Genomic DNA, 17,562 nt, shown 5'->3' with positions numbered 1-17,562 from the left:
TCTTTATTTGTACTTTACGACTGTCAGTCCCGACAATGACGGCCATGGACCTCCTCTTCGCCGCCGTCGGCTGGATCGGCGCCGCCCTACTGCTGGCCGGGTACATCCTGGTCACGCAGTCCCGGTTGCCGGGCGACGGCGCGGCGTACCAGCTCATGAACCTCGCCGGCTCGCTCGGGCTCATGGCCAACAGCGCCTACAGCGCCGCCTGGCCGTCGGCCGGCCTCAACCTGATCTGGGCGGGCATCGGCGTCCTCGCCCTGATCAAGCTCGCACGTGTAGGAGCGTCCGCATGATCGTCGAACTCAGCCACCGCATCGTTGACGGAATGATCACTTATCCCGGCATTCCCGGCCCGAAGCTGGGGGTGCACCTGAGCCGGGAGGACTCGCGCAAGGTCTACGCGCCGGGCACGGAGTTCCACATCGCCACGATCGCGCTCGCCGCCAACACCGGCACCTACCTCGACACCCCGTACCACCGCTATCCCGACGGGCCCGACCTGTCACAGGTGCCGGTGAGCAAGCTGGCCGACCTGCCCGGCCTCGTGGTGCGGGCCGGCGCGGGCCGCGAGGTGGTGATCGCCGAGGACCTGGACGTACGGGGACGGGCCGTGCTGATCCACACCGGCTGGGACCGCCACTTCGGCACCGACGCCTACCTGCACGGCCATCCCTACCTCGCGCCCGAATCGGCGCAGTGGCTGGCCGACCAGGGGGCGGCGCTGGTGGGCATCGACTCGCTCAACATCGACGACACCCCGCCGCATGGCGAGCGCCCCGCCCACACGATCCTGCTGAAGGCGGGCATCCCGCTGGTGGAGCACCTGACGGGCCTGGCCGCGCTGCCCCCGGCCGGAAGCGGGGACGGCTTCCGGTTCCACGCCGCGCCCCCGATGGTCGCGGGCATGGGAACCTTCCCGGTCAGGGCGTACGCGGTCGTGCCCTAGTCGTCGTCATTCTCCGCCTCGTCCCAGGCCTTGTTGCGGTCGGCGGCGCGCTGCAGCGCCCCGGCCGCCTCCTGCTCGGAGGTGTAGGGACCCATCCGGTCCTTGTTGGGGCAGCCCTTCTCGGGCTCGACCCGCATGTGCTTGAGACAGAACCACCACTGGCCTTCGCTCACGGGGTCAATTCTGCCCCGTAGACTCATGTTTCATGACGACACTGCTCCAGCCCGGGCGAGTTTCGCCCATGCGAAAGGTCCCCGCCCACATCGAGCGGCCGGAGTACGTCGGCAAGAAGCGTCCCAAGACCGGCGAATCCGACGTGAAGAGCCCCGAGATCATCGAGCGCATGCGGGTGGCCGGCCGGATCGCCGCCCAGGCGCTCGACGAGGTCGCCAAGCACATCCGGCCCGGTGTCACGACCGACGAGCTCGACCGGGTCGGCCACGAGTTCCTCATCGACCACGGCGCCTACCCGAGCACGCTCGGCTACAAGGGCTACCCCAAGTCGCTGTGCACGTCGATCAACGAGGTCATCTGCCACGGCATCCCCGACGACACCGTGCTCCAGGACGGCGACATCGTCAACGTCGACATCACCGCCTACATCGGCGGCGTCCACGGCGACACCGACGCCACCTACCTGGTGGGCGAGGTCGACGAGGAGTCACGGTTGCTGGTGGAGCGCACGCGCGAGGCCACGATGCGCGCCATCAGGGCGGTCGCGCCGGGGCGGCAGCTCAACGTGGTGGGCCGGGTCATCGAGGCGTACGCCAAGCGCTTCGGCTACGGCGTCGTCCGCGACTTCACCGGCCACGGGATCGGCACGAGCTTCCACTCCGGGCTCATGGTTCCCCACTACGACGACCCGTCGCTGCGGGTGGAGCTGGTGCCGGGGATGACGTTCACGATCGAGCCCATGCTGACGCTGGGCACCATCGAGTACGACATCTGGCCGGACAAGTGGACGGCCGTGACCAAGGACCACAAGCGCACGGCCCAGTTCGAGCACACGATCGTGGTCACCGAGACGGGCAGCGAGATCCTCACGCTCTCCTGACCCCCGTCAGCCGCGCCGGGGCACCACTCCGGTCACGGTCGTGCCCTCGCCGAGCACGCTGTTGACCGACAGGCTCCCGCCGAGCTCGGTGAAGGCGGCCCGCATCCTGGCGATCCCGCTCCCCGCCCTCGCGAGGTGAAAGCCCTGGCCGTTGTCGCTGACCGTCATGCGCAGCCCGCTCTTGGAGACCGTCACGGCGATGGACACGGTCCGGGCCCGGCTGTGCAGCTCGACGTTGGACAGGGCCTCGTCGATCGTGGCCATGACGGCCCTGGAGACCCGCGACGACACGTCGGTGGCCGGCAGCGCCCAGGTCTCGACGGCGATCCCCGTGCGCTCGGACCATTCGGCCAGACAGCTCTCAAGAGCCTCGGCCAGGCTCTGCCCCCCGCGCATCCGTGTCTCTTCCGACAATGGCTCTCGCCTTCCTGGGCACACCGGGCTCACGCCGGTCCCCACTCCGGCGCCCTCACCTGGCGGTGCGCGTCCCCCCTCAAGGCCTACGCACGCTGGTCATGGGGTTATGCCCGTCTCCCCTGGGAGACAGGCTACCTGGCGGTACAGAGACTTGTAGTGGGAGGATAGAAGGCCATGGCCGAACGGCTACTCGCCGGAAACCTTGTCATTCACCTTTGTCCGCGCGGTTGAGACGGGCGAGATAGGCGTTGTAGGAGTCGAGTTCCGAATCCCCTGAGCCGCCCGAGCGGTCGGCCTTGCGGTCGGTGCGCCGCGCCTGCCGTTCGTCGTCCTGATACCACTGGATGGCGATGGCCAGCAGCACGATGAGCGTCGGGATCTCGCCGAAGCCCCAGGCGATGGCCCCGCCGTCCTGCTGCGTCTGCAGCAGCGTGGCGCCCCAGGTGCGGCCCAGCTGCTCGTACCAGCCGGAGGCGATCACCGTGCCCATCATCATCAACGCGACCCCGAAGAACGCGTGGAACGGCATGGTGACGAAGAGCATGAGCAGCCGCCCGACGTACGGGAGCCGGTTGGGCGCGGGATCGACCCCGACGATCACCCAGAAGAACAGGCACCCGCTGAGCAGGAAGTGGAGGGTCATCCAGATGTGCCCGAGGTGCTCCTCCATGGCCGACTCGAAGAGCGGCGTGAAGTACAGCGCGTACGTCGAGGCGATGAAGATGGCCGTGGCGATGGCGGGATGCGTGACGACCTTGGTGAACCGGCTGTGCAAAATCGTCGTGATCCACTCCCGCGGCCCCCTGTCGCCCCGCCGGGTGGCGGGCTTGAGCGCGCGCAGGGCCAGCGTGACGGGCCCGCCCATGACGAGGAAGATCGGCACGACCATGGAGAGCGTCATGTGCTCGATCATGTGGATGTCGAACATGACCTTGGCGTAGCGGGCCAGCCCGCTCTGCGTGGCGAACACCAGCAGCGCGACCCCGACGTACCAGGAGGCCGTGCGCCCCCACGACCACTTGTCGCCGCGCTTGCGCAGCCGCCGCACGCCGAACCCGTAGAGCCCGGCCAGCACGGCGGCGACCGTGGCGAAGAACAGGTCGAACCACCACATGGTGAACACGTTGCCGAGCGTGATCTCGGCGGGAAGGGGGAAGCCGAGCAGCTCGAAGGCCCGGTCGGCGGGGACGCTGAAGTCGGGCGGCGGCGTGCGCGACAGCGCCACGGCCACGCCGATGGTGGCCAGCATGAGCAGCATCTCGCCGCCGGCCAGCCGGGTGAACGCGCGCGGCCTGCCCTTGTCGAGGTCGGCCAGCGTGCGCTGGCGGTGCCAGTAGCCGACGTAGCCGAGCAGCACGAAGGCCACGATCTTGACCACGGCGAGCAGGCCGTACTGGGTGGTCCACAGGTCGGACACCGCGCCCAGCCGCGCGATCAGGCTGAACACGCCGGACAGCCCCACCCCGGCGTAGCACCACACGGCCATGTCGGAGAACCGGCGCGCGGCCACCTCGAGCTGCGGCTGCTTGCGGACCGCGTGAAGGGCCAGCACGGCGAGCCCGCCCACCCACAGGGCGAGGGCGAGCAGGTGGAGCGAGACCGCCGACGTGGCGAGGTCGTGGTTGGGCGAGGAGGAGGTGTGGCCGGTGAGCGGCGCGGGCAGCAGCGTCACCAGCGCGAAGACCAGCAGGCCCGCCGCGGCCCCCGCGGTGATGGCGCCGCGGGAGAACAGCGCGATCGCCACCCCGAACAGCACCACGAGCGTGAGCGCCACGCCCTGCGTGGTCTGGGTGGCGTAGCTGGTGAGGAAGGTGCGGTCGAGGATCTGGGGAACGGTCCTGCCGATGGACTCGGCGGTGCTGAACACGATGGCCACGAAGGCCGAGCCGGCCCAGGCGAGGGCCGCCCACGAGCCGGCCTTGACGTATTGGCCGGCGGTCCTGCCGAGCACGCCCTTGTCGTTGGGCAGCAGCGCGGCGGCCATGAGCAGCAGGCCCACGGTGGTCACGCCGGCCACGTCCATGAGCAGCTTGGACAGCGGCAGCCCCCACCGGACGACCGCGCCGGAGTCGGGCAGGCCCGGGATGATCCTGGGGAACGCCCTGCCGCCGGCGATCATGCCGATGACCAGGGCGACGACCGCGGCGGCCGCCCCGCCGAGCGCGAGCCGCGCAGCCTTGCTCATGGCTTCTTCTTCCGCGCGCTGAGCAGGAAACCGATGCCGATGCCGACGAGCGCGCCGATCACGATGACGAGCCAGACGGGGAAGCCCACCGGCTGACTGGCCGAGGCCTGATCCGTGGCGGGCGACGTCTGTGCGGGCGGTGGCGCGGCCTGCGTCGCGGGGGCGGAGCTCGCCGGTGCCGCGACGGCGGAGTCGCTGGGGCTCGCGGCGCTCGGGCTGGGGGACGGTGTCTCCGCCCCCTTCACCTTGAACGGGATCTCACCCTCGATCGGATGCCCGTCGGACGACACGACCCGGTAGGCGATCGTGTACTTCCCGTCGGGCAGCGGCTCCTTGACCGCCTGGGTCACCACCTTGCCGTCGGCCTCGGGCTTGCCGCTCTGCAGCTCGGCGCCGCCGGGGCCGCGTACGATGACGAACGGCAGGCGCACGCCCGCGGTGAACTCCAGCCGCACCTCGTCGAGGCTCTTGACCTCGGCGTCCTTGGCCGGGGAGCTGCTCTTGAGCGCGTCGTGCGCCAGCGCGGGAGCCGCCATGCCGAACACGAGGACGAGCAGGGCGGCGGCAGTCGCGGCGAGGGCCGCAAGCGGGGATCTCTTCATGGCACCCCCAAGGCTACCGACGCCACCGCCCGGTCCGGACCTCGCTATAGCCCCGCGCAGGCCAGCGCCCGCTGGTAGGCCTCCACCGCCTCGTCCGTCTCGCCGAGCAACTCCATGGTCTCGGCGGCGGCGTACCAGGTGCGGGCCGAGCGGCGGGAGTCGGGCAGCGGCGTGAGCCAGCCCTTGACGGCGGCCGCGTGCCGGCGCCCCTCGTCGACCCGGCCGACCGCGCCGCAGACCCGGCCGAGCAGCAGGTTGGCCTCCGCGCCCAGCACGTGGCCGAACTCGGGGAGCAGGTTTCTGCTGATCACGGCGTGCTCGGCGGCCTGGTCGAGGTCTCCGGTCATGTATTCGGCGCTGGCCAGCTCCATGTAGAGCATGGCCTGGTCGATCGTGCTGGTCGAGGTCTGCTCGAACTCCGCGACCACCGTGCGCAGCGCGTCGCGGACGACCGCGGGGTCCTGCGCGCCGGTCCTGAGCCGCGTCCGCGCGAACTGCAGCCGCATCCTCGCGGTGTTGCGCGGCTGCCCGTGCTCCACCTGCACGGCCAGGGCCCGCTCGGCGAAGGCCACCGCCTCGCTGTTGTGCCCGGTGGCGCGGGCGACGATGGAGGCGTTCCAGTTGGCCGCGACGATGGAGCGCGGCGTGCCCAGCGCGTCGGCCGCGTTGAGCAGCTCGGCCGCGAACTGCCTGGCGCGCAGCATGTCGCCGCGCTCCAGATAGGCCGCCAGCAGCGTGGCGCCCAGCTCGACCAGCAGGTCCGTCCAGCCCTGCCGGGACTTGCCGCCGAGGATCTGCTCGCCCACCTCGACGGCCTCGCTCAGCCGCTCGCGCTCCCGGTAGGCGCGGCACAGCGCGATGGCCACCTCGATGTTCTGCTCGGCGGGGAGCTCCTCCTCACGGAGCTTGAGCATGATCGAGATCGCCCGGTCGAGATCACCCCCGGCCTCGGTGGCGAGGGCCAGACCGAATTCGGCTTCTTGACGAAGTGAGGTAAGACCTGTCAGGTTGCTGTTGCCCAGCAGTTCCTCGAAGCGCGTGCGGGCCTCGGCGACTTCGCCGTTCTCGAGCGCCAGCCGCGCGTAGCCGAGGGCGAGCTCGATGTCCTCCATCTGTTCGGCGGTGACGCCGTTGATCAGATAGGACAGCGAGCAGTCCAGCTTCTGGGCCAGCAGCTCCAAGACCGCGGGGGTGGGGGTACGCTTTCCGCTCTCGATCAACGAGACGTAGCTGTCCGACAGTTCGGGGTGCGCCAGCTGGGCCTGCGACAAGCCGCGTTGCCGCCGAACCGTCTTGATACGGAGACCGACTAGGTCAGATGTGGTCACAGCAGCCTCTCCCTGAGAAGATGAAGTCCAAGCAACTCACATAGGCTAGGGAGAACCCCCGTGCGCATGCGCATTGTCCTGTCCGTCCTGGTTGCCGTGATCACTGCCGCGGTAACCGTTGGAGGTAATGCTACGGCCACAAGTGCCGCAACGTCTTCCCTGTCCTCTGGACAATCGGACGTGTACTGCTGCTGAGCAGCAATCGTCAGGCGAGGCAAGGCGGCACACCGGGCACGCAACCGCACTCCGTGCCCCGTCGTACCGTGGCCCGGCCGGTGAGGGGCCTCTTGGCCCCGCCATCTGCCGTCCGGGCGACCTTGCCTGAGTCGCCGGTCAGTCAGGTCATGTGGCCTGCTGTCCGGCGGGCACGGATTGTTCTGCAATTTATCGGCCACGTCTACATTCGATCTACAGCGGTCCCGCAAGCCCTCACGGAACGACGATCTTGATTACGCTGCCCTGTTGACACGGTTCGAGGGCGAGTCAAGGAGGTCGTGTGGGCGAGGGGATCTTCATTCGCCTGCTGGGGGCGGTGACCGCGGAGCTCCACCGCGGAACGGCCGCAGAGCATGTCGATCTCGGACCTGCCAGGCAGCAGACCACCCTCGCGATCCTGGCCGCCGCCGTGGCCCGGCCCATTCCCATGAGCCACATGATCGCCGGCATCTGGGGCGAGGACGCCCCGCGCAATGCCGAGCAGAGCGTCTACACCTACATCGCCGGGCTGCGCCGCGCCTTCGAGCCCGGTCGCGGGCGGCGCGAGCCGTCGCGGGTGCTGGCGGGGACCCCGGCCGGCTACGTCTTACGGGTGGAGCCCGCCCAGGTGGACGCGCTGCTGTTCGCCGAGAGCGTCAAGGAGGCCAGGCGGGTCCGGCGCGCCGGTGACGATCCCCAGGCCGTGCGCCTGCTCGACGAGGCCCTGGCGATGTGGCGCGGCACCGCGCTGAGCGGGCTGTCCGGCCCGTTCGCGGAGACGGAGCGCGAGCGCCTGGAGCAGCTCCGGCTCGCCGCCCTGGAACTGCGCGCGGAGAGCCTGCTGCGCCTGGGCCGCCACCGGGACATCGTCGAGGAGCTGCGCCACCTCACCCACCGCAACCCGCTGCGCGAGCGGGTCCGCGAGCTGCTCATGACGGCCCTGTTCCGCTCGGGCAGCCCGGCCGAGGCCCTGACGGTCTATGAGGAAGGCAGGGTCCTGCTCGCCGAGGAGCTCGGCCTGTCGCCCGGCGAGGGATTGCGCCGGTGCCACGAGATGGTGCTGCGGGCCGATGCGGCACCCGACCCGAGCGCGCCGACACCTCACGAGACCCCGCATCAGTTACCCAGGCCGCTGGCGGAGTTCGTGGGCAGGTCCGCGGAGATCGCGCGGCTGAAGGAGCGGCTCGCGACCTCGCCGAGCCCCTTGCTGATCATCACCGGGCCGCCGGGCGTCGGCAAGTCGGCGCTCGCCGCCCACGTCGCCCACCTGGCCATGGACCGCTTCCCCGGCGGCCAGCTCTACGTCAACTGCCGGGGGGCCACGCCCGAGCTGCCCGCGCTCACCCCGCTCGACCTGCTCGGGCGGTTCCTGCGCGCGCTCGGCGTGCCGCCCACCTTCGTGCCCACCGACCTGGACGAGGCGGCGGCCGCGTGGCGCAGCCGCCTGCACGACCGGCGGGTGCTGGTCGTGCTGGACGACGCCGCCGACCTCGCGCAGATCCGGCCGCTGCTGTCGGCCTCGCTCGGCAACACGCTGCTCGTGACCAGCCGGGAGACCATGAGCTGGGGCGAGGACGCCGTCCAGCTGGAGCTCGCCAGGATGTCGCCGGCGGAGTCGGCCACGATGCTGGCCAACCTGGCCGGCGCGAGCCGGATCTCGGCCGACGCGGGCGAGACGGCCAGGCTCGTCCGCCTGTGCGACGGTCTCCCGCTGGCCTTGCGCATCGCCGGGGCGCGCCTGGCCGGTCGCCCCGACTGGAGCGTCTCCGCGCTGGCCTCCCGGCTGAGCGACGAGCGGACCCGGCTGCACGAGCTCGCGGCCGGCGACCTGGCGGTCCGCTCCAGCCTGGCCGCCAGCCACACCGCGCTCGAACGCGGCTCGCGCCCCGTGAACCGGCTGGCCGCGCGCATGCTGTCGCTGCTGGGGCTCCTGCACGTGCCCGAGATGACCGCGGAGGTCGCGGGGGCGCTGGCCGGCGTCACATCCGGCGAGGCGGAAGCGGCTCTGGAGCGGCTGGTGGACGCCCACCTGCTCGATCGCGCCGCCCCCGGCCGCTACCAGCTGCACGACCTCGTCCGCCTCTTCGCCGGCGAGCTGCGTCCCGCCGACCGGCACTGGCCGCTGATCCGCGCGCTGTCGTACTACGCCGCCTCCACGCGCCTGGCCAGCCACGTCAGCGACCCGCACCGGACGCAGCCGGCGGCCCCGCTCGACGCGGTCCCGCACGAGGTCCGCACCGCGCAGGAGGCGAAGGCGTGGCTGCGCGAGGAGGAGGCCGTCCTGTCGGCCGCGGCCGTGCAGGCCATGAGCTCCCCCGACGACACGATCGCCCGGCTCGGCGTCAACCTCACGTTCGGCCTCATCTGGCCCCAGGAGCGGGCCTACCACATGGCGGAGATGAAGGAGCTGAACACGCTGGCGCTACGGGTGAGCGAGCGCCTCGGTGACGAGGCCGGCGCCCTGGTCGCGCACGGCCACATCGCCAACGCCCTGCGCATGACGGGACACACGGACGAGGCCGTCGCCCACCAGCTGTCCTCGCTGGAGCTCGCCCGGCGGATCGGCGACGCCTTCGGCGAGATGCGCGCGCTGGGCAACGTGGCCAACGCCTACAACTCGGGCGAACGTTACGAGGAGATGCTGCCCTGGGCGGAGCGCCAGCTCGCCCTAGCCAAGAGCATCGGCGCGAGAGTCGGGGTCCGGTACGCGCTGCTGATGATCGGGCACTCCCACCTGGGCATGGGACGTCCGGAAATGGCGCGCCAGGCGCTGCACCAGGCGCTGGCCGAGTCCGAGGAGGCGGGCGACGCCACCCACGAGGCGAACAGCCGGCTCGCGCTCGGCGAGACCTACCTCGGCCTGGACGACCCGGAGCAGGCCCTGCCACACCTTCTCAGGACGCGCGAGCTCTTCGAGGCGAGCGGTTACCGGATCGGGAAGGTGCGTTGCCTGATCGGGCTGTCGCGGGCCTACCGGATGCTCCAGGATCCCGGCCGGGCCCTGTCCTACGTCGACGAGGCCCTGGCCGGCGGCGGCGGGCTCGGCCACGCCCGCTGGGAGCAGCGGCTGAGGGAGGAGCGGGCGGCCGTGGACGAGGCGCGGAGGGCTATCGAGGCGGGCCCGTGTCCCTGAGCGCCAGGAAGAAGTCGACCCGGTCGGCCATCGTCGCCAGATTCCTCCCGGTCAGCTCCTCGATCCTGCGGATCCGGTAACGGACCGTGTTCACGTGGACGTGGAGCCGCTCCGCGCAGGCGTTCCACGAGCCGGCGCAGTCGAGGAAGATCCCGAGCGTGCGCACCAGCTCGGACTGGTGCCGCCGGTCGTAGTCGAGCAGCGGCGACAGCAGCCGCGCCGTGAACGAGCGGCGCACGTCTCCCGGCACCGTGGCCAGCAGCAGCGCGTGCGTGTAGATCTCGTCGCTGGTGACCACTCCCCCGGCGCGGGCCTCGGCCAGGCGCCTGGCGTGCCCGGCCTCCTCCACGCCGCCCTTGACGGCGCCGGCGCCGGTCAGCGCGCCGCTGACGCCGACGCACAGGCGGGTGTCGGGCAGGGCGGCCAGCACCTCCGCCCCGGCGCGCAGCCGGTCGGCCAGCTCCGCCGTGGTGCGCTCGCGCAGTGGCACCACGGCGATCGCGCCGTCCGCGCCCGCCGCCGCCACGACCTCGCGGCCGAGCAGCTCCTCCACGACCTGCCCGCCGAGCGTGGCGGGGTCGGGCCCGCGGGTGGCGCCCTGCCTGGGTGCGGTGGCGTTGACCACGGCGTACGGCTCCGCCGCGTCGATCCCGCAGGTCCGCAGCCTGGCGTTCAGCTCGGCCGCGTCGGACTCGGCCAGCGCGGCCACGATGAGCTGCTCGGTCAGGCGGCGCTCGACCCGGCGGCCCTCCTCCATGCGGTTGCGTTCGAGGCCGACGCAGGACGCCAGCTCGTAGCCCAGGTCAGCGCGGCCCATCAGGTCGCCGTCGCAGGCCAGCGCCCAGCCCGCGGCCCGGTGGCCGCGCCCGACCGCGAAGATCGTGTGGTCGCCGACGCGCGCGGGCAGCCGCGGCGCCGTCAGGTACGCCCTCGCCAGCCGTACGGGATCCCTGGCCGCGCCCACGATCACCTCACCCGACGCGGACAGCACGGCCCCGGTGACGCCCAGCTCGGCGGCGGTCAGCGCGAACAGCTCGCGCAGGTCGGCTCCCTCGGCGATGGCCGCGACCAGCCTGCGGTGGCGGCCGAGCGCGTCGCGCACGTCGCCGGCCAGCCGCGGCACGACCAGCTCCGCCAGCGTCCGGAACGACACCTCCGTCGGCACCTCGACCAGTGGCAGACCGGCGGCCTCGCACGCGGCCACCAGGTCGGCCGGCACGTGGCCCAGCCACGCCTGCCCGGCGCCCAGCGCGGCGACCCCGGCCTCCACCAGCGCCGCCACGAACCTGGCCGAGTCTCCCGGCTCGTGCCACCACATCAGCCCCGACAGCACCAGCTCGCCGCCGCTCAGGTAGCGCCCCGGCTCGGGCAGGTCGGTGATGTGCACGGTGCCGAACTCGCGCGAGGGGTCGCCGGCGAGCAGGGTCAGGCGCAGTTCGTCGATGGCCAGCAGGTCAGAGATGCGCACTTGGAGGAATATACAAGGCGCCGAGGCCAACCGCTGACCGGGATTTCACGCGACGCGCATAGGATCCGGCGCGGCGGCGGTGCTCTACTCGGAAGATGACGGAGACCGCGTACACGACCCTGCACGGCGCGGGGGTCGGTGAGAGCGCGCGGCGGCCCGACGCGACGCTGAAGGTGACCGGCGAGTTCGCCTACGCCTCCGACCTGTGGCTGGACGGCATGGTGTGGGGCGCGACGCTGCGCAGCCCGCACCCGTCGGCCTGGATCCGGTCGATCGACGTGGGGCCCGCGCTCAAGATCCCGGGCGTGCTGACCGTGCTGACGCACGAGGACGTGCCGGGCGAGAAGTTCTACGGGCTCGACCACAAGGACCAGCCGGTGCTGGCGATCGACCAGGTCCGCTTCCAGGGCGAGCCGGTGGCGGTGGTGGCCGCCGACCACCCCGAGACCGCGCGCAGGGCGGCGGCGGCCATCGTGGTCGAGTACGAGGTGCGCGAGGCCGTGACCGACCCCCGCCGGTCCCGGCGTTTCGTGCGGCACCAGCCGGTGCGGCGGGGCGGCACGTTCGAGGCCGAGGTCGTGGTCACCGGCGAGTACGAGGTCGGCATGCAGGACCAGGCCTTCCTCGGCCCCGAGTCCGGCCTGGCGGTCCCGGCCGAGGACGGCGGCGTCGACCTCTACATCGCCACCCAGTGGCTGCACGTGGACCGCGACCAGCTCGCCCCCTGCCTCGGCCTGCCCCCCGACAAGGTGCGCCTGACGCTGTCCGGCGTCGGCGGGGCGTTCGGCGCCCGCGAGGACCTGTCGATGCAGGTGCACGCCTGCATGCTGGCGCTGCGGCTGAACCGGCCCGTGAAGATCGTGTACGGCCGGGAGGAGTCGTTCTTCGGCCACGTGCACCGCCACCCGGCCCGGATGCGCTACGAGCACGGCGCGACCCGCGACGGCAAGCTGGTCTACGTCAAGGCCGACATCCTGCTGGACGGCGGCGCGTACTGCTCCTCCTCCCCCGCCGTGGTCGGCAACGCCGCGTCGCTGGGTGTGGGGCCGTACGAGGTGGAGAACGTGCAGATAGACGCCACCGGCGTCTACACCAACAACCCGCCGTGCGGCGCGATGCGCGGCTTCGGCGCGGTCCAGGCGTGCTACGCGTACGAGTCGCAGATGGACCGGCTGGCCGAGGCGTGCGGCCTGTCGCCCGTGGAGATCCGCGTGCGCAACGCCGTCTCCCAGGGCTCCCACCTCATCACCGGCCAGGTGATCGACTCCCCGGCCCCGCTCGCGGAGATGCTGCGGGACCTGGAGGCGATGCCGCTACCGTCGGAACCCCTTGACGACCTGCGGTCGATGCCCGGGGGCGTGTCCCAGACCACGCACGGCGAGTCGGTGCGCCGCGGCATCGGCTACGGCGTCGGCATCAAGAACATCTGCTTCTCCGAGGGCTTCGACGACTACTCCACGGCCAGGGTCCGCGCCGAGCTGGTGGGCGGCGAGCCGCACGTCACCGTGCACACCGCCGCCGCCGAGGTGGGCCAGGGCCTGGTGACGATCCAGGCCCAGATCGCCCGCACCGAGCTGGGCATCGCGAACGTGACCGTGGCCACCGCCGACACCTCCGTCGGCTCGGCCGGCTCGTCGTCGGCCTCGCGCCAGTCGTACGTCACGGGCGGGGCGGTGCAGGCAGCCTGCGAGGCGGTGCGCAAGCGCTTCAACGGGCTGCCGCCGGAGGAGGCGCTGGAGAAGTTCGGGCCGATCGAGGAGACGCGCGAGTACCGGCACCGCCCCACGTACCCGATGGACCCGATCACCGGGCAGGGCGACTCGCACACCCAGCTCGCCCTGTGCGTGCACCGGGCCGTCGTGGACGTGGACGTGGAGCTGGGCCTGGTCAAGGTGGTCGAGCTGGCGGCCGTCCAGGACGTGGGCCGTATCCTGAACCCGCAGGCCCTCGAGGGCCAGATCCAGGGCGGGTCCGCGCAGGGGCTCGGACTGGCGCTCATGGAGGAGATCCAGGTCCGTGACGGCCGGGTGCTGAACCCGTCGTTCACGGACTACCTCATCCCCACGATCCTCGACATGCCGCCGATGCAGATGAAGATCCTGGAAAATGCGGATCCGGCGGCGCCGTACGGGTTGCGCGGCGCGGGCGAGCCCCCGACACTCTCCTCCACCCCCGCCGTCGCCGCCGCTGTGCGGGCCGCGACCGGGCTGCGGTTGACTCGGGTTCCGATTAGGCCAGAAGATATCGCGTTGTTTGATGACGGATCGACAATGGGGGTATCCGATGGCAAGCGCTCGTGAAGCGGCCGAGGCGGAGTTCAGGCGCTTCGACACCGACGGCGACGGCCTGCTGACGGCCGACGAGATCCGCCGGGCCAACGAGGCGCTGGGCGGGCAGGGCGCGTCCGAGAGCGAGATCGAGGCGTTCATCAAGTCGGCCGACAACGACGGCGACGGGACGATCGGGCTGGAGGAGTTCATGGGGCTCGTGGGTCACGGGCGCCACGAGAAGGCGTGATCTCCTCATCCGCCGGGTAGCTATGCGCCATCCCCCTTGATCATGTGAAGGGGGATGGCGGGTGCTCGACCGTTTCTTCGAGCTCACCGGGCGGGGGACGACCGTCGGCCGCGAGGTGCGTGGCGGGGTCACCACGTTCGTGGCCATGGCCTACATCATCCTGCTCAACCCGATCATCCTGGCCGGCGCCACGGACGTCACGGGCGCCCGGCTCTCCATCGCCCAGCTCACCACCTCCACCGCGCTCGCCGCGGCCGTCTCCACGCTGCTGATGGCCTTCGTCGGCAACGCGCCCTTCGGCCTGGCCGCCGGGCTCGGCCTCAACGCGGTGGTCGCCTACCAGGCCGCCCCGCACATGACGTGGGCCCAGGCCATGGGCCTGGTGGTGCTGGAGGGCTTCGTCATCATCGTGCTGGCCGTGACGGGCCTGCGCACGCTGATCATGAACGCCATCCCGCTCGCGCTCAAACACGCCATCAGCGTGGGCATCGGGCTGTTCATCGCCCTGATCGGGCTGGTGGACTCCGGGTTCGTGACGCGGGGCACCGGCACGCCCGTGCAGCTCGGCGCCACGGGCCACCTCGTCGGCTGGCCGGTCGTCGTGTTCTGCTTCGGGCTGCTCCTGATGATCGTCCTGTTCGTCCGCAGGACCCCGGCCGCGATCCTGATCAGCATCGTCGTGACGGCGGCCCTGGCCATCCTGGTCAACTCGGTCGCCAAGATCCCGCCCCGGTCGTGGGGCGTGGTCACGCCGCACGTGCCGGAGCGCCTGGTCGCGGCGCCGGACTTCGGGCTGGTGGGCTCTTTCGACCTGTTCGGCGGGTTCGGCAGGGCGGGGGCGCTGACGGCGGCCGTGGTGCTGTTCACGCTGGTGCTGTCGGGGTTCTTCGACGCGATGGGCACGATCATCGGCGTGAGCGACGAGGCCGGGATGGTGGACGAGCGGGGCCAGGTGCCCCGGCTGGGCCGCATCCTGACCGTGGACGGCGTGGCGGGCATGATCGGCGGCTCGGTGAGCTCCTCGGCGAACACCGTCTTCGTCGAGTCCGCCGCAGGCGTCGGCGAGGGCGCGCGGACCGGTCTGGCCAGCGTGGCGACCGGGGCGCTGCTGGGGCTGACGCTGCTGTTCACGCCGCTGGCCTCGGTGGTGCCCGCCGCCGCTGCCGCGCCCGCGCTGGTGCTGGTCGGGGCGCTGATGATGACGCAGAGCAGGAACGTGCCCTGGGACGAGCTGGACGTGGCCATCCCGGCGTTCCTGACGATCGCGTTCATGCCGTTCACCTATTCGATCACGAACGGGGTGGGCGCCGGCGTGATCGCCTACACCCTCGTCAAGGCCGCCAGAGGGCGCTTCTCCGAGATCCCGTGGCTGCTCTGGATCGTCTCGCTGATCTTCGTCGCCTACTTCGCGATCGACGGGCTGGAGGAGCTGTTCGGTTAGCGCATGTCGCCGCTGTTGCAGGCCACGCCGTTGCCGTCGACGTCCACGTACCAGGAGTATTCCTCGTGGGTGCCCTTGTAGTAGGGGCCGTCCCCGGCGGCCACGGCCTCCTTGCAGCCGGCGTAGCGCTTGTCGGGGGTGCGCCGCGGGCCCGACGCCGGGCTCGTGGCGGCGGGGTTGGTGCCCGGGGTGGTGGCGGTGCCGGGGGTGGTGTTCTGCTGGCCCGGAGGGTTGTTCTGCTGGCCCGGAGGGTTGTTCTGCTGGCCCGGAGGGTTGTTCTGCTGGCTGGGAGGGGTCTGGTTGTTCTGCGGCGGGGTGCCGCCGGGCTGCTGCGGCTGCGAGGCGGGGTCCGTGGGCTGCGTGGACGCTCCCGGCGTGGTGCCCAGCAGGCGGGTCACCAGCGCGTCGGCCTCCTCCTTCTCGAAGCCCGAGATGCTCATGCTGTCGCCGTCCATGTACTGGGTGACGACGGGCGCCGCCAGCACGACCTTGGGCGCGTCAGGCTGCGCGGGGGCCAGCACGATGGCCACCTGCCGCTGGTCGGGCACCAGCTCGTCGATGAGCTGCACCAGGCGCTCCTTGAAGCGCGGGGCGATCGCGATGCGCACGGAGTATTGGCCGTCCTTCTCGCGCACCGGCTCGATCCGCTGCACGGCGTCGACGGTGACGCCGTCCTCCAGGAGGTAGCAGTTCTTCTGCTCCTGGTCGAGCACGGCCTCCGCGCCGGGGCACGGCGCGGCCTTGGCCTCCCGTACGGGGGCGAAGTGGATGGGCACGGCCAGCTGCTGCATCGGCGCGGCACCCAGGAGCGGCGTGTCGGGATTTTTGGTCATCAGGACGGCGATCGAGCCGACCACTCCCGCGACCAGCACGACGAGCACGAGTGAGACGATCAGCAAGATGGTGGTGGCCTTGCTGGCCTTCGGCTCCCCGGGGTCCGCGGGTGGCGGCTCTTCCGGCTTGTCCATCTATGGCGATCCCATCCTGACGTTCGGACTGCCGGTGAGCCTATCGAGGTACGGCGGCACCGGGGTAATCAGCCCGATAATCCTCACCTATTCGGGGGAGAGAGGAAGAATGGAGGCGTAAGCGCACAAGAGCGAGAAGAGTTCGGCCATGAAAGTCGGTGTTCCGCAGGAGCTCAAGAACAGCGAATATCGGGTGGCCCTTACCCCGGCCGGAGTGCACGAGTTCGTGCGCCACGGGCATCGGGTCTTCGTGGAACAGGGGGCGGGCGTCGGCTCCGCGATCCCCGACGACGACTTCGCCGCGGCGGGGGCCGTCATGGTCCCGGACGCCGACGAGGTCTGGGCGGCCGCCGACATGATCATGAAGGTGAAGGAGCCGGTGCCGGAGGAGTACCACCGGCTGCACAAGGGGCAGGTGCTGTTCACGTACCTGCACCTGGCCGCGTCCAGGCCCTGCACGCAGGCCCTGCTCGACTCCGGCAGCACCGCCGTCGCCTACGAGACCGTCCAGACGGCCGACCGGGCGCTGCCGCTGCTCGCGCCCATGTCCGAGGTGGCGGGCAGGCTGGCGCCGCAGGTGGGGGCGTACCACCTGATGCGCTCGGGAGGCGGCAGGGGCGTGCTGATGGGAGGCGTCTCCGGCGTGCGCGCGGCGGAGGTCGTGGTCATCGGAGCCGGCGTGTCCGGCATGAACGCCGCCGCCATCGCCCTCGGCATGCAGGCCGAGGTGCTGCTGCTCGACAACAACATCGACAAGCTGCGCCAGGCCGACCTGATCTACCAGGGCCACTGCCAGACCGTCGCCTCCAACACCTTGGAGATCGAGCAGGCGGTGACGGAGGCCGACCTGGTCATCGGCGCGGTGCTGGTGCCCGGCGCCAAGGCGCCGACGCTGGTGAGCAACGACCTGGTGAGCCGGATGAAGCCGGGCTCGGTGCTGGTGGACATCGCGATCGACCAGGGCGGCTGCTTCGAGGACTCCCGGCCGACCACGCACGAGCGGCCCACGTACCGGGTGCACGACTCGATCTTCTACTGCGTGGCCAACATGCCCGGCGCGGTGCCGCACACCTCGACGTTCGCGCTGACGAACGTGACGCTGCCGTACGCGCTGGCCATCGCCGACCTGGGCTGGAAGCGGGCCATGCGCGAGGACCCGGCGCTCGCGCTGGGCCTGAGCACCTACGACGGCCACCTGACCAGCCGGCCGGTGGCCGAGGCGCACGGTCTGGAGTGGACGCCCGTCGAACACGCTCTTTCGTGAGCCTTCTGTCCATCACATCCGGTGCGAGTTACGCTAAGTAG

Annotated in this window: 15 protein-coding genes; 8 read left to right on the top strand and 7 right to left on the bottom strand. The window is 71.3% G+C overall.

Going from position 1 to position 17,562, the window contains the following annotated elements:
* Window positions 1-44 precede the first annotated feature (44 nt).
* Both AB0L65_RS37655 and AB0L65_RS37650 read left to right on the top strand, forming a co-directional pair.
* Window positions 45-296, top strand: coding sequence for a hypothetical protein (locus AB0L65_RS37655; protein ID WP_364255602.1), 252 nt, complete (start codon window positions 45-47; stop codon window positions 294-296).
* Window positions 293-949 (top strand): cyclase family protein, encoded by a 657-nt coding sequence (locus tag AB0L65_RS37650; protein WP_364255599.1) that lies wholly within the window; start codon window positions 293-295, stop codon window positions 947-949. Before AB0L65_RS37655 ends, AB0L65_RS37650 begins: the two co-directional genes overlap by 4 nt.
* Here the strand turns inward: AB0L65_RS37650 and AB0L65_RS37645 are convergent.
* Complete coding sequence (locus AB0L65_RS37645) at window positions 946-1,149, bottom strand: hypothetical protein (RefSeq protein WP_350728709.1); 204 nt, start codon at window positions 1,147-1,149, stop codon at window positions 946-948. The genes AB0L65_RS37650 and AB0L65_RS37645 overlap by 4 nt on opposite strands.
* A 5-nt stretch (window positions 1,150-1,154) precedes the next feature.
* Here AB0L65_RS37645 and map point away from each other — a divergent pair, with 5 nt between their 5' ends.
* On the top strand, window positions 1,155-2,003 hold the full coding sequence (gene map / locus AB0L65_RS37640; protein WP_364255596.1) for a type I methionyl aminopeptidase: 849 nt from the start codon (window positions 1,155-1,157) through the stop codon (window positions 2,001-2,003).
* A 6-nt stretch (window positions 2,004-2,009) separates the two neighbouring features.
* Here map and AB0L65_RS37635 read toward each other — a convergent pair whose 3' ends face one another.
* The 4 genes from AB0L65_RS37635 to AB0L65_RS37620 all read right to left on the bottom strand — a co-directional run bounded on the left by AB0L65_RS37635 (window position 2,010) and on the right by AB0L65_RS37620 (window position 6,535).
* Window positions 2,010-2,399 (bottom strand): ATP-binding protein, encoded by a 390-nt coding sequence (locus tag AB0L65_RS37635; protein WP_364255593.1) that lies wholly within the window; start codon window positions 2,397-2,399, stop codon window positions 2,010-2,012.
* A 226-nt stretch (window positions 2,400-2,625) separates the two neighbouring features.
* Window positions 2,626-4,605 carry a cytochrome c oxidase assembly protein gene (locus AB0L65_RS37630; protein ID WP_364255590.1) on the bottom strand — a complete coding sequence of 660 codons (1,980 nt, stop codon included), beginning with the start codon at window positions 4,603-4,605 and terminating at the stop codon, window positions 2,626-2,628.
* Entirely contained in the window at window positions 4,602-5,207 is a 606-nt protein-coding gene (locus AB0L65_RS37625) for a copper resistance CopC family protein (RefSeq protein ID WP_364255587.1), read from the bottom strand. The genes AB0L65_RS37630 and AB0L65_RS37625 overlap by 4 nt, the downstream gene beginning before the upstream one ends.
* Window positions 5,208-5,251: 44 nt before the next feature.
* On the bottom strand, window positions 5,252-6,535 hold the full coding sequence (locus tag AB0L65_RS37620; protein ID WP_364255585.1) for a helix-turn-helix transcriptional regulator: 1,284 nt from the start codon (window positions 6,533-6,535) through the stop codon (window positions 5,252-5,254).
* A 496-nt stretch (window positions 6,536-7,031) separates the two neighbouring features.
* Between AB0L65_RS37620 and AB0L65_RS37615 the strand changes: the two genes are divergently transcribed.
* Window positions 7,032-9,863 carry a BTAD domain-containing putative transcriptional regulator gene (locus AB0L65_RS37615; RefSeq protein ID WP_364255583.1) on the top strand — a complete coding sequence of 944 codons (2,832 nt, stop codon included), beginning with the start codon at window positions 7,032-7,034 and terminating at the stop codon, window positions 9,861-9,863.
* Here AB0L65_RS37615 and AB0L65_RS37610 read toward each other — a convergent pair.
* The gene (locus AB0L65_RS37610) at window positions 9,838-11,331 is read right to left on the bottom strand and encodes a helix-turn-helix domain-containing protein (RefSeq protein ID WP_364255580.1); all 1,494 of its coding nucleotides are present in this window, start codon (window positions 11,329-11,331) and stop codon (window positions 9,838-9,840) included. The two genes, AB0L65_RS37615 and AB0L65_RS37610, sit on opposite strands and share 26 nt — an antisense overlap.
* Before the next feature lie 95 nt (window positions 11,332-11,426).
* Here AB0L65_RS37610 and AB0L65_RS37605 point away from each other — a divergent pair, with 95 nt between their 5' ends.
* The 3 genes from AB0L65_RS37605 to AB0L65_RS37595 all read left to right on the top strand — a co-directional run bounded on the left by AB0L65_RS37605 (window position 11,427) and on the right by AB0L65_RS37595 (window position 15,289).
* A complete protein-coding gene (locus AB0L65_RS37605; protein WP_364255577.1) occupies window positions 11,427-13,631 on the top strand; it encodes a molybdopterin cofactor-binding domain-containing protein in 2,205 nt (734 codons plus the stop codon).
* Window positions 13,615-13,848 (top strand): EF-hand domain-containing protein, encoded by a 234-nt coding sequence (locus AB0L65_RS37600; RefSeq protein WP_357729518.1) that lies wholly within the window; start codon window positions 13,615-13,617, stop codon window positions 13,846-13,848. The genes AB0L65_RS37605 and AB0L65_RS37600 overlap by 17 nt, the downstream gene beginning before the upstream one ends.
* A gap of 61 nt (window positions 13,849-13,909) precedes the next feature.
* Window positions 13,910-15,289 carry an NCS2 family permease gene (locus tag AB0L65_RS37595; RefSeq protein WP_364255574.1) on the top strand — a complete coding sequence of 460 codons (1,380 nt, stop codon included), beginning with the start codon at window positions 13,910-13,912 and terminating at the stop codon, window positions 15,287-15,289.
* Here AB0L65_RS37595 and AB0L65_RS37590 read toward each other — a convergent pair.
* A complete protein-coding gene (locus AB0L65_RS37590) occupies window positions 15,286-16,257 on the bottom strand; it encodes an excalibur calcium-binding domain-containing protein (RefSeq protein WP_364255571.1) in 972 nt (323 codons plus the stop codon). The genes AB0L65_RS37595 and AB0L65_RS37590 overlap by 4 nt on opposite strands.
* A gap of 148 nt (window positions 16,258-16,405) precedes the next feature.
* Here AB0L65_RS37590 and ald point away from each other — a divergent pair, with 148 nt between their 5' ends.
* The gene (gene ald, locus AB0L65_RS37585; protein WP_364255568.1) at window positions 16,406-17,521 is read left to right on the top strand and encodes an alanine dehydrogenase; all 1,116 of its coding nucleotides are present in this window, start codon (window positions 16,406-16,408) and stop codon (window positions 17,519-17,521) included.
* Window positions 17,522-17,562 lie beyond the last annotated feature (41 nt).

Origin of the sequence: Nonomuraea sp. NPDC052116, from assembly GCF_040680035.1 — a bacterium.
GTDB classification, from domain to species: Bacteria; Actinomycetota; Actinomycetes; order Streptosporangiales; family Streptosporangiaceae; genus Nonomuraea; species Nonomuraea angiospora_A.
This window is presented reverse-complemented; position numbering and strand designations above follow the sequence as displayed.